The 14,089-nt window shown below is 58.7% G+C and carries 12 protein-coding genes; 2 read left to right on the top strand and 10 right to left on the bottom strand.

Features of this window, described 5'->3' with window-relative positions; genetic code table 11:
* The first annotated feature begins 21 nt into the window (after positions 1–21).
* Complete coding sequence (locus EAH74_RS06560; protein ID WP_123369031.1) at positions 22–990, top strand: metal ABC transporter ATPase; 969 nt, start codon at positions 22–24, stop codon at positions 988–990.
* 108 nt (positions 991–1,098) lie between these two features.
* Here the strand turns inward: EAH74_RS06560 and hldE are convergent, their stop codons facing one another.
* Both hldE and msbA read right to left on the bottom strand, forming a co-directional pair.
* A complete protein-coding gene (gene hldE, locus EAH74_RS06555; RefSeq protein ID WP_033055483.1) occupies positions 1,099–2,523 on the bottom strand; it encodes a bifunctional D-glycero-beta-D-manno-heptose-7-phosphate kinase/D-glycero-beta-D-manno-heptose 1-phosphate adenylyltransferase HldE in 1,425 nt (474 codons plus the stop codon).
* A 235-nt stretch (positions 2,524–2,758) separates the two neighbouring features.
* Positions 2,759–4,561, bottom strand: coding sequence for a lipid A export permease/ATP-binding protein MsbA (gene msbA, locus EAH74_RS06550; RefSeq protein ID WP_161990880.1), 1,803 nt, complete (start codon positions 4,559–4,561; stop codon positions 2,759–2,761).
* Between the two features lie 115 nt (positions 4,562–4,676).
* Between msbA and EAH74_RS06545 the strand changes: the two genes are divergently transcribed.
* The gene (locus tag EAH74_RS06545; RefSeq protein ID WP_123369028.1) at positions 4,677–5,318 is read left to right on the top strand and encodes a toluene tolerance protein; all 642 of its coding nucleotides are present in this window, start codon (positions 4,677–4,679) and stop codon (positions 5,316–5,318) included.
* A gap of 42 nt (positions 5,319–5,360) precedes the next feature.
* Here the strand turns inward: EAH74_RS06545 and EAH74_RS06540 are convergent, their stop codons facing one another.
* The 8 genes from EAH74_RS06540 to EAH74_RS06505 form a co-directional block, all read right to left on the bottom strand.
* The gene (locus tag EAH74_RS06540) at positions 5,361–6,488 is read right to left on the bottom strand and encodes an O-antigen ligase domain-containing protein (protein WP_140677145.1); all 1,128 of its coding nucleotides are present in this window, start codon (positions 6,486–6,488) and stop codon (positions 5,361–5,363) included.
* 25 nt (positions 6,489–6,513) lie between these two features.
* Positions 6,514–7,281, bottom strand: a complete 768-nt coding sequence (locus EAH74_RS06535) for a glycosyltransferase family 2 protein (protein ID WP_140677143.1) — start codon at positions 7,279–7,281, stop codon at positions 6,514–6,516.
* A 39-nt stretch (positions 7,282–7,320) separates the two neighbouring features.
* Positions 7,321–8,277 carry a glycosyltransferase family protein gene (locus tag EAH74_RS06530; RefSeq protein WP_140677141.1) on the bottom strand — a complete coding sequence of 319 codons (957 nt, stop codon included), beginning with the start codon at positions 8,275–8,277 and terminating at the stop codon, positions 7,321–7,323.
* Positions 8,274–9,704 carry a PIG-L deacetylase family protein gene (locus tag EAH74_RS06525; RefSeq protein ID WP_140677139.1) on the bottom strand — a complete coding sequence of 477 codons (1,431 nt, stop codon included), beginning with the start codon at positions 9,702–9,704 and terminating at the stop codon, positions 8,274–8,276. The genes EAH74_RS06530 and EAH74_RS06525 overlap by 4 nt, the downstream gene beginning before the upstream one ends.
* A gap of 8 nt (positions 9,705–9,712) precedes the next feature.
* Positions 9,713–10,609 carry an antimicrobial resistance protein Mig-14 gene (locus EAH74_RS06520; protein WP_056746444.1) on the bottom strand — a complete coding sequence of 299 codons (897 nt, stop codon included), beginning with the start codon at positions 10,607–10,609 and terminating at the stop codon, positions 9,713–9,715.
* Positions 10,609–11,739 (bottom strand): glycosyltransferase, encoded by a 1,131-nt coding sequence (locus EAH74_RS06515; protein WP_140677137.1) that lies wholly within the window; start codon positions 11,737–11,739, stop codon positions 10,609–10,611. The genes EAH74_RS06520 and EAH74_RS06515 overlap by 1 nt, the downstream gene beginning before the upstream one ends.
* The gene (locus EAH74_RS06510) at positions 11,723–13,480 is read right to left on the bottom strand and encodes a carbamoyltransferase family protein (protein WP_111449307.1); all 1,758 of its coding nucleotides are present in this window, start codon (positions 13,478–13,480) and stop codon (positions 11,723–11,725) included. Before EAH74_RS06510 ends, EAH74_RS06515 begins: the two co-directional genes overlap by 17 nt.
* A 173-nt stretch (positions 13,481–13,653) precedes the next feature.
* A complete protein-coding gene (locus EAH74_RS06505) occupies positions 13,654–13,989 on the bottom strand; it encodes a YceK/YidQ family lipoprotein (RefSeq protein WP_140677135.1) in 336 nt (111 codons plus the stop codon).
* Positions 13,990–14,089 lie beyond the last annotated feature (100 nt).

Below are 14,089 nucleotides of genomic sequence, written 5' to 3'. Positions count from 1 at the left end.
CGGCCTTAAGCAGGAGCCGACATGCCGCGTACGCTCATAAGAAAGAACCCGAGCAACTTCAAGACCCTGCCGTTATTTGTCGAAGCGACTCCCGAAGGCCTGAGTTATCAAAGCGTCGGGATGCCGCTCAATTTCTCCCAGACGCTGCAACGTCGCCGCCCGGTGACGGTCGCCGACACTCAGCGGTTTTCGCTTGAGCTGGCCAACCTCGGGGTCTCGGTGCGCCTGACCCTGCATTGGCAGAACCGCGATTACTGGGTGTTGGTGCGTCAGCGTCGGCAAGACCGCGGCGACGTGGTGCTCAAACTGATCTCCGGCTACGTGCCCGCCCATGAGCTGAACCTGCCACTGCACACCGCGATTCAGGAAATTGCCGAAGAGTGTCTGCTGGAAACCCCGGAGGGCTGGCTCGGCGGGCGTTTCAACGACACGTGGCTGCCGGCGCCCTACTCGTCCGCGCTGCATTATCGCGAAGCCCTGCCGTTTCGCCTGACGCCGTTGTCCGGTTCGGCACGGCCGGTGCGTTGCGCCAAGATGCAGTTGATCGAACGCCCGCGGGCTTACGTGCATTTGCCGACGGCCTCGCTGCAATTGATCTATGACTTGCGCCTGGAGGTGCCCAAGGAAGCCAAATCCCTGAGCCTGTTCCATGTCGACGAACGACTGGAAGGCGATCAACTGGTGGCCCGGCTCGATCGAAAACGTCCCGATTTGTATCTGATGCCGCTGCAGGATGGCCAACCGATGGCCGAGCTCTATACCTTGAAAAAGGATCAGCTGTACCCGGCGAGCACTCGCGGGTTGTACCTGGCAGAGAGTTTTGCCCAGCAGGAAGGCTGGCTGGTGAGAGATGAGCGAATTCGCTGGAAGGATTGGGTGCGGCAACAGGGTTTGAGCCCGCCGGGGAAAGATTCCGGTTTGGCGCGGTTGCGTGGGAAGGCGAAGCAATTGCTGAAGAGAATCGTACCGCGTAAAAAAGTCAGCTCTTAAAGCAAAAGATCAAAAGATCGCAGCCTCGTTTCACTCGACAGCTCCTACATTGAAATGAGATTCCCTGTAGGAGCTGTCGAGTGAAACGAGGCTGCGATCTTTTAGGCTTCACTCGGATTTGCGGATCTTCTCGACAATCGCGGTAGTGGAGCTGTTTTCCACCAGCCCCAGCACTTTCACCGTCCCGCCGTAAGCGGTCACGATGTCCGCGCCGACAACTTGCTCGATCCCGTAGTCCCCACCCTTGACCAGCACATCCGGCTTGACCTCGCGCAGCAGGTTTTCCGGAGTGCCTTCAGCGAAGCTGATCACCCAATCCACGGCGCCCAGACCTGCCAGTACGGCCATGCGACGGTCGACGCTGTTGATCGGACGACCCGGCCCTTTCAGACGGCTGACCGACGCATCGTCGTTGACCGCCACGATCAAGCGATCGCCCTGAGCTCGCGCCTGCTCGAGGTAGGTCACGTGGCCGGCGTGCAAAATGTCGAAGCAGCCGTTGGTGAAGACGATCTTCTCTTTATGCGCACGCGCATCATCGACCGCCAGCAACAGCTGCTCAAGGCCGAGCACACCGCGCTCCGAACCTTCTTCACGCTGGATGGCGCGACGCAGTTCCGGCGCGCTGATGGCTGCCGTACCGAGTTTGCCGACCACGATGCCCGCCGCCAGGTTGGCCAGGGCCACCGCGTGAGGCAGTTCTTCGCCAGCGGCAATGGCGGCCGCCAGGGTAGAAATCACCGTGTCGCCGGCACCCGTCACATCGAACACTTCACGGGCACGGGCCGGCAGGTGCAGCGCCGGATGATCCGGACGCAACAGGGTCATGCCGTGTTCGCCGCGGGTCACCAGCAATGCGCCGAGGTCGAGGTCGTGCATCAGCTGCGCGCCCTTGCTCACCAGCTCGTGCTCATCGGCGCAACCGCCGACGATGGTTTCGAATTCGCTGAGGTTCGGGGTGATCAGGCTCGCACCACGGTAGATCGAGAAATCCTTGCCCTTGGGATCGGCCAGCACCGGAATGCCACGGGCACGGGCGGCCTGGATCAGCACCTGATGGTTTTTCAGCGCGCCTTTGCCGTAGTCGGACAGCACCAGCACCTTGATGCCTTCGAGCAATTCGTCGACCTGTTCGCCCAACGCCAATGCGTCGGTGGCGAACGGTTCTTCGAAGTCGATACGCAGCAGTTGCTGGTGACGGCTCATGACCCGCAGCTTGACGATGGTCGGCTGGTGCGCGATGCGCTGGAACAACGCCCGTACGCCAGCGCCTTTGAGGCTATTGGCCAGGCTGTCGGCGGCTTCATCGTCGCCGGTCACGCCGACCAGCGAGGCCGGTGCGCCGAGGGCGGCAATGTTCAACGCAACGTTGGCGGCACCGCCCGGGCGGTCCTCGATTTGCTCGACCTTGACTACCGGTACCGGCGCCTCAGGGGAAATCCGTGAGGTACCACCATGCCAGTAACGGTCGAGCATGACATCGCCGACCACCAAGACAGGGGCTTGATCGAATCGCGGCATGGACAACTTCATGGAGCAACCCACATACAAAATGAACAGGGGCGCGATATTAACACAGGGTTGGCGTGGGCTTGTGTGACGGCTGCAATGGGATGATTCAGAGGAGTTTTCTGCTCATTTATTGATCAGAAAAACCGACAATCGACAGGCTTGGTCAAAAAGGGTAAAGGTCTGGATACCAATCACCGGACGCGTTGCACGCCTGGTGTGCAAAAGGGGTGAGCGCCAGCTCACCCCTTTCATCGGATCAAGCGATTCCGGCAGTGACCGGCTCGTCCAGGCCCATCGCATGCAGGCGCGAGTAGTAGCCGTTTTGCGCCAGCAGTTGTGCGTGGGTACCACGCTCGACGATTTCACCATGATCCATGACCAGGATCAGGTCGGCTTTCTCGATGGTCGACAACCGGTGAGCAATCACCAGTGTGGTGCGACCTTTCATGACCTGATCCAGTGCCGCCTGAATGTGCCGTTCGGACTCGGTATCGAGCGCCGACGTTGCCTCGTCGAGAATCAGCAACGGTGCGTTCTTCAACAAGGCCCGGGCAATCGCCAGGCGCTGACGCTGGCCACCGGACAGCAACACGCCGTTTTCCCCGACCTGGGTGTCCAGGCCCTGCGGCATCTCCGAGATGAAGTCCATCGCGTAAGCATCCGTCGCGGCCTTTTCAATGTCGGCACGTGGTGCGCCGGCCAGGTCACCGTAAGCGATGTTATTGGCAATGGTGTCGTTGAACAGGGTCACATGCTGCGTCACCTGCGCCACATGGCGACGCAGATTGCGCAGACGATAGTCTTCGATTTCCACGTCATCGAGCATGATTTCGCCGGTTTCGTGGTGATAGAAACGCGGAATCAGGCTGGCCAGGGTCGACTTGCCGCTACCGGAGCGTCCGACCAGGGCGATCATTTGCCCCGGTGCCGCTGTGAAGCTGATGTTCTTCAGCACTTCACGCTCGGTCCCTGGATAGGTGAAGCTCAGGTTGCGCACTTCCAGGTGGCCGCTGACGCGATCGCGCTCGACGGTACCCTGGTCAATCTCTGGCTCGACGTCCAGTTGCTCGAAAATGCTCTCGGCACCGGCAACGCCTTTCTGGATTGTCGAGCTGACTTCCGACAGCTGCCGAATCGGCTTGGGCAACAGACCCGCCGCGGTGATGTAGGCCACCAGGTCACCGGCGGTGGCATCGCCGCGCAGGAACAGCACCAGGAACATCAGCACTGCCATGGCGGTGTAGATCACCAATTGCAGCATGGGCGTGTAAACCGCACCGGTCTTGGTCATGCGCAGTTGCTTGTCAGTATTGCCTTGACTGGCTTCGGCGAAACGACGCTCTTCATAGCTCTCGCCGCCGAAGCTGCGCACCACGCGATAACCCTGGATGGTTTCGGAGGCCACGTGAGTCACGTCGCCCATCGCCACCTGGATTTTCTTGCTCTGCTTGCGGAATTTTTTGCTGGTGCTGCTCACCATGATCGCGATGATTGGCAGGATCGCCAGCATCACCAGGGTCAGTTGCCAGTTCATCCACAACAGGTAAGCAAACAGGAACACCACGGTCAGGCCTTCACGAATGACCACTTTGATGGCGTCCGTGGCCGCACCGGTGACCATGGTCACGTTGAAGGTGATACGCGAAATCAGGTGTCCGGAGTTATGGGTGTCGAAATAACGGTTGGGCAATACCAGCAACTTGTTGAACAGCTCAACACGCAAGTCGTGGACCAGCCCCAACGATACTTTGGCCAGGTAGTAGTTGCCCAGGAAAGACCCCAGGCCTTGCCAGGCGGCGATCAGGATAATCAGCAGCGGCACGGCCATCAGCAACTGCAAGTCTTTCAGGTAGGGAACAGTCGGGAAGAGCACCGCTTCAGGGTTGCTCAGGCCATCGACGAAATATTTGAGAATCCCTGCGAGCATGGGCTGCGTCGAGGCAAAAATCACAAAGCCGACGATACTGATGGCAAACATGCCCCAGTACGGGCGCACATACGACAGCAGGCGCAGGTAAATCTTCAAGCTCGACGGCGCAGGCGAATCAGGGCTGGTCATGAGAACCCGTTGTATGAGAAAAGAGCCCGCGAGTGTAACACAGGCCATTTTAGTCGCTGAGCTGCGGTAACATGGCCGGCTATTCATGCCTCACGGCGCCCAACCCGGAGTATTGATGCAAGCGCTTGATCACACCCGATATCTCGCCCTGCGCGAGGGAGCACAAGTCCTTGAAGCGGATGGTTCGGGGGACAAGGTTCTGCGGTTGACGGACGGTTCAATACTCAAACTGTTTCGCCGCAAACGCCTGCTGACGTCGGCCGCGTGGTACCCGTACGCCAAACGCTTTGCCGACAACTGCGATGCGTTGCGTGAACGGCACATCCCCTGCCCGTCGATTCGTCAGGTTTACCGTATTGCGAGTATCGAGCGCGATGCGGTGCACTACGATCCACTGCCGGGCCAGACCCTGCGTCAGCTGCTGGACATTGAGGGCGATGCCGATCCGTTGCGCGGCCAATTGGGGGTCTTCATGGCCACTTTGCATGAGCGGGGGATTTATTTTCGCTCGGCGCACCTGGGCAACATCGTGCTCACACCCGAGCATCAGTTGGGCCTGATCGATATCGCCGACATGCGGGTGTATCGCCGTCCGCTGCGCAAGACTTTGCGGCTGCGCAACTTCAAGCATATGGTGCGTTACCCACAAGATCGGCAATGGTTGCTCGACGGTCGCGGCGAAGTTTTCATGCAGAATTATGGCCAGACCCAGAGCATCTGCTCCCCGGAGGAGCTGAGCGTCGCCCTGCAAAAATAATCTGATGGCCTTCGCCTCCGGGGAGGAGACGAAGGCCAGGCACTACGCCAGCGCGGGTTGCCGCGCCTTCAGTACGCGAGACAGGATCATCGCTGCGGGCAGCAGCACCAGTGGCCACAACTCGTCAGGGTTGCCAATCAGCAAACTGCCATCAAAGTTCAGCATCACCAGCGCACACGCCAGGTACACACCCCACACGTCTCGCAGACGCCAGGCCTGCCAAAGGGATGCGGCCATCAGCGCAACGAACAACACCAGTGCGACCCCGCCGCTGTACAGCCCCAGCGCTACGAAAATGTTGTGCGGATGCTGAATCGGCATCCAGCCATCGAGTACCTGGGCGGTGTGAAAGCTGATGCCACAGCCCAGTACCCAGCCGCAGTTGCGCCACTCGCCGACCATGATATGGAAAATCTCGATGCGGTACGAATCACCTCGGTTCCAGAGGGACTGGTACCAGGCTTCGTTGTGCACCACCAGGAACAGCAGGCCTAAAACAATTGCGCAAATTGCCACCGCACCACCTACCAGCCGCGGCCTGTGGTAAATGCCGTAAAGCACCCAGATACCAAACAGGAACACAGCCCCCACAAACGCAGTACGCGTCTGCAGGACGAAGGCTACCGCGAACACTGACAAAACGATGGCCAGGCCAGCTTCGATGTAGTTTCGCGTCCTGAGCCAGACTGGCAGCGCCAGCGCCAACGAACAGAACAGCCAAATGCTGGCGTAGATGACGTTCTCCAGGCGTGCCGGAAGCAGCGCCACCCGGCTGCCAACGGCGAATTCACCGGTTGCCCAACCGTAGAGCGAGCTGCTGAAGATGTACAACGTCAGAATCCAGAACTGAGCGCGGACAAACGCCGCACTGCGGAAGAACTGCGGATCGGTAAAGGCGCCGACCACCATGACGAACATCAGTACATAGAAAACGTGTTTGTAGAACTGCATCTGCCCTGCAATCGTCGCAGGTACCAGAAACCAAAGAATGAACGCCAGCCAACCCCAAGCCAGCGGTTCCTTGAGCAAGCCCGCACCGCGCTCCTTGATCAGGAACACCAGGCCCGGCAATGCCATCAGGGCGTAGAACAGGTTGTTGGTCCACTTCGACGACCAACCCACCACAAAGCTCAAAAGAAACAGACAGAGCACCGTTCCGAAATACGCCATGGTGTTTTTTCCTGACCGCATGCCGCTAAATTCCATGTAACACCCAACCTATTGCAAGACCCGAGATAAGAGCGGCCATCAGCTTCAGCCGTTCAAGACGTTTACGCCGTAGTTTGTTCACCCGCTCCTTGGGAACTACCACATGCTCACCGAAACCGGTGTGCAATACCGCGTCGTTTTCCAGAATCAACGCATAGCGGTTTTCGCCAGCATACCGACGCGACAACTCTTTTTCGCCGGAGAATGCGGAATACGGTGCATGCGTCAAGTAATCCGCGCGACGGCGCAGCCCTGGATTAAAGGAAAAACCTTGCCACTCGGCTTTTTGCGAGCCCAGTACGTAGAAAGGAATGCCATGGCTGACTTTGCGCTCGTTCAGGAACACGTAAGGACTGTGAACCATCAAGTCATGATTGAAGCTGCGCAGCCACACCTGCAGTGCCTGCGGATCTTCCTCCAGCAGGCATTGGGACTCTTCGATGAACCCTTCGCGGTAGAAGTCCCAATCGTCTTCACAGTGAAAAATCCACGATGTCTGCACCTGAGCATAAGCGGCATCGATGGATTGCAACTGCCCCAGGCGCGGCTTGTTGATGAAGAACTGGGTATGCGCCCTCCAGTGTTCAGGAATACAGGCCTCTACGGCGCTGTCGCCGGAGTCCTCTGTAATGAACACTTTACGGATGGGAGCTGTGTTGAACCGGTCGAACGTCTCGAGGGTACGCTTCAACAGATCGAAGCGACCGCAACTAGTGATTACTACCGAAATGTCGCTAGTCTCGCTGAACACCATTTATTTACACCGCACCATTGGTTGTTTAATCACCCGGCCTCAAAGCCCCAGCGACATGCGTAATTTTTCTTTCCAGCCCAGCGGGACATGCTCGCGCAGCGGCGCACGCAGGGCCTCGACAATCGCATGTCCGACAGCTTGGAACGTGTAACGCTGCTCTACCAACGCCTGACCGGCCAATGAAATGGTCTCGGTCAGCTGTGGGGACTCGCGCAACACCGCCAGTTTTCCCCTGAGTTCGTCGCGGGTTCGATAGAGCACGATGTTGTGCATATCGACAAACCCCAGCGCGCGATTCTCTGCTTCCCCTTGATCGTAAGCAAACAGCACACAACCACAGGCCATGGCCTCGAAATTCTTGATCATGTATTCGCCCATGCCAACGTCGGCACTCACGAAGTAACGGATCCGGCTCAACGTCTCGCAGTATTCCTCACCCGACTTGGTGCGGGTGATCAGCAGGTTTTCCACGTCGGCCACGGACTCGAGCATAGCCTTGCGTCCGGCATACGCCACGCTATTGAGACTGCCGACGAAACCCAGCTCGATATCACGTTCACGCTGGCAGTTTTGCAACAGCGCCTGATCGTAGCCCTTGGGCACGAAATGCGCGTCAAACCCTTCCTCACGCAAGCGCTGGCTGACCATGAAGCCCGAGCTGATCACCCGCGCCCAAGGCAGCTTGCGGTAATGGGCGCTGAACTTGCCGGTGTACTTGCACGGGATGTAGTTCTGGTACGCATCGTGTTCCAGAATAACCAGATTGGGCAGGGTTTGTATGAACCTCACCTGTCTGATTTCTTTTTTGAAGCGCAGGAAAAAAACAATGCGGTCGTAGCGGGTCACATCGACATGCTTGCGAAAGTATCCACGCAAGTCGTCCTGCTCCGCGCTGGTCAGCTCGCGCTTGTCGCAGTCGCAGTGCTCGGCGATACCGTCATACAGTCGATCGAGGATCGCTCGCTGCTCTTTCTGTACCAGAAACAGAACTTTCAATTGGTCTCTCTCTTTCCAGACAGCTCTTGGACCCAGAATAATTCGTGGCGTCGCACTGCTTTACGGAAGAACTCGTTTTCGCCGAAAGCCGGCCAGTGTCGGGCCGCCAGGCAACGTTGTATCGCCCGGCGAAGTAGACGCTTGAGGGGAAGTCGGGGCTGAAGGTCGTGCATCATGCCCAACGACATAGCCTTGTGCCACTGTTTTTCGGCCGACAGACAAAGCGCCCAAGGACGCAACGGTTCATGATTATTGATCTGTGGCGGCAGTGTTACACCGGTACCGGCATCACCCATTGGCCAGCGATCGTTGTCGTGTAGATGATTGGCGTAATGCAATAAGGTTTCGGGCTGCCAGGCTGTACCGTTGAGTGCCTGCATCACCGCCTGCTGTGAGCATAGATGGTCTGGGTGCGGGTCGAAACGCGGATGTGGCAAAACGATGACCTGAGGCTGGATGCGCTCGATCAACTCACTCAGGTCGGCCAGCAGATTGTTCCAGGACGGTATGCCATCGACGTCACTGCCCAGGGTAAACGGATTGAACCGTCGAAAATATCGGGTATCACCCAGTTGTGCCTCATGGGACACCACGGCCTCGGTCGGTGTGCTTTGCATAGCGGGCAATTGCAGGCAGAAATAGCCCAACTGAATGCAGCGTTCCTGAGGTACGCCGCCCCACAACGGCACGCTGAGACTGTCCCAGGCACGAAGTGAGCCTTTCAGCCGAGACGCTTCGACACCATTGAGCCCCATTTGCTGATAGTGCCCGGCCTCTATTTCACCGGCGGTCAGGGTCACGATCCAGCTTTGACTGGCGCTGCTGTACAAACCGAATGCGGCCAACTCGGCATCGTCGGCGTGGGGCGCGATCACCATCACCCGTTGACGGCTGTAATCCGGATGCTCGAACACCCTGAGCACCGGCTCACCCAGCAGTCGGCAGAAACGCCCGCGCAGTCGTAACTCACCTTGCGACAGAACGTGCGCCTGACCACTGAGGTTGAGGTAACGCAGGCCGTTCACACCACGCTCGAAAGTTTGTCGGTCCGGGTTATCCCCCCCCGACAACTCGACCACGGGATCGATAAAGCGTCCCAGCCAAGTGCTTTTTATCCGCAGCGCCAAGACCAGAGTGGCGTCGTCGACCAGCATGACACCGTCGTCCAGGCGCAAACGCTCACCGTCAAGGTGAACCTTGGGCTGCTGGGTGTACGGTGGAAAGCTGTACTGATAATCGTCTTTGGGCGAGTAAAACAAATGGTCGGCAAACCATGCCTCGTGAGCAATCCAGCCCAGAACCGCGAGCACCAGCGGCAGCCACCAGGTCACCAGCACACCCATGGCAATCAATAGCACCAGCGCGATGAGCAGACCGATGCGTTTGTTGCGCCGATGGCGCTTGAGCAATTGCTGTTTGCGGTTCATGGGCTGGCTCATACGGTGAACACCGGCACAGGATTGCACCAGCGATCCTTGTATTCACGGTCGGCGCGGCCGAAAGAAAAGCGCAAGGGTTTGTCCAACGCCCGGGCATGCTCCCAGGCGCTTTGCGTATTGAGAAAGCTCAGCACGCTGCCCGGGCTGAATTCGCGGGTTTCGGGATCGACGCCGCCATTGATGTACTCGACGCTGATCCACTGCGGTGTCTCGACACGGTAGACCAGTTGAATCGCTATTGGCGCATCGTTGAGGAAAATCACCGAGCCGATCAGCAAATCACGCAGCAACTCGATGACCTCAGCCATGCGCTCGGCCCCCGTCGCCGGGAAGCCCCAGCGACGCTGGAACAGGTCGCAATAGATCGCCGCCAGTTCACTGCTGGAAAACTCCGCGACCGGCCGGACCACTCCGCCCGCTTCCTCCAGCAATCGCAATTCACGGCGCTGGTTGTAGCGAAACTTCTTCGACAGTTCTTCGGGCGTGCGGGCCATCGCCAGCTGTTCAGCCTGCAACTTGATGCCGGTGAAGCGGCCTTCATTCAGCGCCGACAGATAGCGTCCACGATGACGCAGCGGCGCTTGTGCATCGGCAGCGGCCGGCAGGATGAACTCGGCGTTACCGAGGTCGAACAGACCTTTTTTACCGCAGCGCTTGAGCACATCCTTGGACAAGGCGAGGTCGCGTCCCCAGGTCGGGATCGCGGCTTTGACTTCACCGTTTTGCTCCCAGGCCAGGTAGCGCACAGGAATGTCAGCCAACTGCGCCAGTCGCTCGACCACCATGGGATGAGTGGCGACGCTGCCGCCATAACGTTGCCAGGCCTCGGCATATGTCGAGGCGTCGACTACCGCCCAGCCACGTTCGCGCCAGCCTTGAAATCGATTGAGCATCAGCCCCTCGGCGCCAGTTCGGTAACGTGCGGCAAACGCCAGAAAGCATCGCGCACCGCGAGGTCGGAGAAGCGCTCACGCAAACGATCGAGCATCAACTCGGCACACTGGTGACGTTGTTGCTCGTCCATCGCGGCCAGATGTTGCAGCCCTTGAGCCAAGTGTTCGGCATCGCCCAGCGGGAACAGAATACCGACGCCCTCGACCACTTCCTTCGCCCCGCCACACGCCGTGGCAAGCAACGGCACGCCGGCAGCCATGGCCTCCAGCAGCACCATGCCGAACGGTTCGTGGTCGGAACTCAGCGCAAACACATCGAAGGCACGGAAATAACGTCGGGCTTCAGGCACCTGACCGAGGAACAGCACGCGGTCGCCGATACCCAACTCACGGGCCAGGGCCTTGAGGTCCTGTTCCAGTCGACCGGCACCGAGAATCACCAATTGACTGCTGGCCGGCAAACCCGACAACGCCGCAGCAAAACCGTGCAGCAGCGTGGTTTGATCCTTGTCCGGATGCAGCCGCCCGACGTTGCCGACAACCCAGGCGTCCGGCGCCAGGCCGAGGGTTTCCCTGGCCTCGCGAACTGATACCTGGCTGTCCTGCAAGGTCTGCACATCGATACGGTTATAGAGCGTCTGAATCCGCGCCGCCGGCCACTTCGGCAGGCAATGACGCATGTCGTCGCGCACGGCATCGGAAACCCCGAGCAGGCTCAGGCGCTTGCGGAAAATATTCGCGAAGAGTTTGCGCGTGCCGCGTTTGTAATCGTCAAACGCGTGATGCACGCCAATCACCGGCAACGACGTGCCGAGCAAGGCGATATAAATAGGTTTGAAACGGTGAGCGATGCAAAAACTGAAATTGCGCGAGGCGGCGATCTTGCGCAGATCGCCGATGGCGCCCAGCTTCAGGCCACGAATGGCCTTGGAGCTGTATTCCATGAATAGCACTTCATCGGAAGCACAGCCCGCGGCGACTTCGGCATCGGCAGCCCCGGTCAGAAACACCGTGGTCACTCGATAACCGGTCCCCGCGAACAGGCTGGCGTACTGCCGGGCGCAGTCCAGAAACGGCCCGTCATAGCCGTGACAGAACTGCAGCACATGGCGTTCAGCCGAGCGTGTCATATGCGTCCGCGCCCTCTTTGACCACCAGGATGTCTTCCATGATCAGATACTGTAGATCGGAACCGAAGAACATGTTCAGGGCATCCGTCGGCGAGCAGATCATCGGTTCGCCACGACGGTTGAGCGAGGTGTTCAGCGACACGCCGTTACCGGTCAGCACTTCCAGCGCCTTCATCATGTCGTAGTAGCGCGGGTTGTATTCGCGCTTGAGCACCTGGGCCCGGGACGTACCGTCTTCGTGGACGACTTCCGGCACGCGGGTCTTCCATTCTTCCGCCACTTCAAAGGTGAAGGTCATGAACGGCGCCGGGTGATCGACCTTGATCATCTGCGGTGCAACGGTGTCGAGCATCGACGGGCAGAAAGGCCTCCAGCGCTCGCGGAACTTGATCTGGTGGTTGATGCGGTCAGCCACGCCAGTCGCACTCGGGCAACCAATGATCGAACGACCGCCCAAGGCGCGCGGACCGAATTCCATGCGGCCCTGGAACCAGGCGACCGGGTTGCCATCGACCATGATCTTGGCGATGTTTTCCGGCATGTTCTCAAGCTTGCGCCATACCGGCTTGCTCGGGTGACGGGCGCATGCAGCGAGGACGTCTTCGTTGGTGTACGACGGGCCAAGGTAGACGTGTTCCATCTTCTCGACCGGCACACCACGGGCGTGGGACACATAGGCCGCCGCGCCGACCGCGGTGCCGGCATCGCCGGACGCAGGCTGCACGAACAGTTCTTTAACGTCATCGCGGGCGATGATTTTCTGGTTCAGCTTGACGTTCAACGCACAGCCACCGGCGAAGGCCAGCTTGCCGGTTTCCTTGAGCACGTCGCCCAGGTAGTGGTCGATCATCTGCAGCGAGATTTTTTCGAACAGCGCTTGCATGCTCGCGGCGTAATGGATGTACGGCTCGTCGGCGATGTCGCCTTCGCGCTTGGGACCCAGCCACTCGATCAGCTTCGGCGAGAAGTAGAAACCTTTGCCCTTCTCTTTATAACGACGCAGGCCGATGACGTTGGCGTAGTCGGTGTTGATCACCAGCTCGCCGTTCTCGAACGAAGCCAGGCGCGAGAAATCGTATTTGCTGGCATCGCCATACGGCGCCATGCCCATGACCTTGAACTCACCGTCGAGCATCTCGAAACCGAGGAACTCGGTGATCGCGCCGTACAGGCCGCCGAGGGAGTCCGGATCGAAGAATTCCTTGATCTTGTGGATCTTGCCGTTTTCGCCGTAACCGAAAAAGGTCGTGGCGTACTCACCCTTGCCGTCGATCCCCAGGATCGCGGTTTTCTCTTTGAAACCGGAGCAGTGGTAAGCGCTGGAGGCGTGAGCCAGGTGATGCTCGACCGGCTCGATCTTGATTTTCTTCGGATCGAAACCCAATTGCTCGAGGCACCAGACAATCTTGTTGCGATAGCGCTTGTAGCGACGGTTACCCATCAGGATCGCGTCGAGCGCGCGGTCCGGGGCGTACCAGTAACGCTTGGCGTAATGCCAGCGAGCCTTGCCGAACAGGCTGATCGGCGCGAACGGAATCGCTACCACATCAACGTCGGACGGCTTGATGCCAGCCTGTTCGAGGCAAAACTTCGCCGACTCGTAAGGCATGCGGTTCTTTGCATGTTTATCGCGCACAAAGCGCTCTTCCTCAGCCGCCGCGACCAGCTTGCCGTCGATGTACAAAGCTGCGGAAGGATCATGGCTAAGGGCGCCGGACAGGCCAAGAATCGTCAATGCCACAGGGGTCTAGCCTCTTTAGTCTGCATGCAGGCGCAAGGCGCCTCAAAGATTAATGTGCCCTCGCAAAGGGCGAGTGGCAGCTAAAGGGCGGGATTATAGCGTAAACATGGCGGGAATGACCCAGCGCATATTACCCCCGTAAAGATGATCCGGGCGAAAGCAGGCGGCACTGCTTATCCGCGGCCTGACCTCCAGTAAATACTGAGATTGCCGTCGGTAGCTTGGCGGTAAACCGTATAGGGCAGGAGGACGGTATCGAAAACACCCGACAGGGTGAAATCCACCAATACGAACGGCAAAAGAATACCCGTGGGATCAGGCGCTGCGTTCAATACGCAAAAGTCGTAGGCCAGGCCGCTGTAGATGCGCGGGATGGACTGGCAGTAGGTCTTTTGCTTTCTAAGGCTACGAGCCGCGTCTTCGTCATCCTGCAGCACCGTAACGGCGGTCCCGCAGCCTGATAAAACCAGCGCAAAAGTGCTCAGTAACACCGTCATTTTTATCGTCAAAATCTGCCCTCCGTGAACGTCAGGCAAACTAGCATCGCGGCTATTCAGGGCACAGTTCACGGGTTCTGTAGATCATGTAGGACGTTTCATAAAAACCTGT

It is taken from the genome of Pseudomonas mandelii, from assembly GCF_006438925.1.
In the GTDB taxonomy this organism is placed as follows: domain Bacteria; phylum Pseudomonadota; class Gammaproteobacteria; order Pseudomonadales; family Pseudomonadaceae; genus Aquipseudomonas; species Aquipseudomonas mandelii_C.
Note: the sequence above shows the minus strand (reverse complement) of the source record. Positions and strands in the feature narration are given on the sequence as shown.

What these genes read in the sequence shown, in the direction of transcription:
- EAH74_RS06560 (WP_123369031.1), top strand. Translation starts at nt 22, where the DNA reads ATGCCGCGTACGCTCATAAGAAAGAACCCGAGCAACTTCAAGACCCTG.
- hldE (WP_033055483.1), bottom strand. Translation starts at nt 2,523, where the DNA reads ATGAAGTTGTCCATGCCGCGATTCGATCAAGCCCCTGTCTTGGTGGTC.
- msbA (WP_161990880.1), bottom strand. Translation starts at nt 4,561, where the DNA reads ATGACCAGCCCTGATTCGCCTGCGCCGTCGAGCTTGAAGATTTACCTG.
- EAH74_RS06545 (WP_123369028.1), top strand. Translation starts at nt 4,677, where the DNA reads ATGCAAGCGCTTGATCACACCCGATATCTCGCCCTGCGCGAGGGAGCA.
- EAH74_RS06540 (WP_140677145.1), bottom strand. Translation starts at nt 6,488, where the DNA reads ATGGCGTATTTCGGAACGGTGCTCTGTCTGTTTCTTTTGAGCTTTGTG.
- EAH74_RS06535 (WP_140677143.1), bottom strand. Translation starts at nt 7,281, where the DNA reads ATGGTGTTCAGCGAGACTAGCGACATTTCGGTAGTAATCACTAGTTGC.
- EAH74_RS06525 (WP_140677139.1), bottom strand. Translation starts at nt 9,704, where the DNA reads ATGAACCGCAAACAGCAATTGCTCAAGCGCCATCGGCGCAACAAACGC.
- EAH74_RS06520 (WP_056746444.1), bottom strand. Translation starts at nt 10,609, where the DNA reads ATGCTCAATCGATTTCAAGGCTGGCGCGAACGTGGCTGGGCGGTAGTC.
- EAH74_RS06515 (WP_140677137.1), bottom strand. Translation starts at nt 11,739, where the DNA reads ATGACACGCTCGGCTGAACGCCATGTGCTGCAGTTCTGTCACGGCTAT.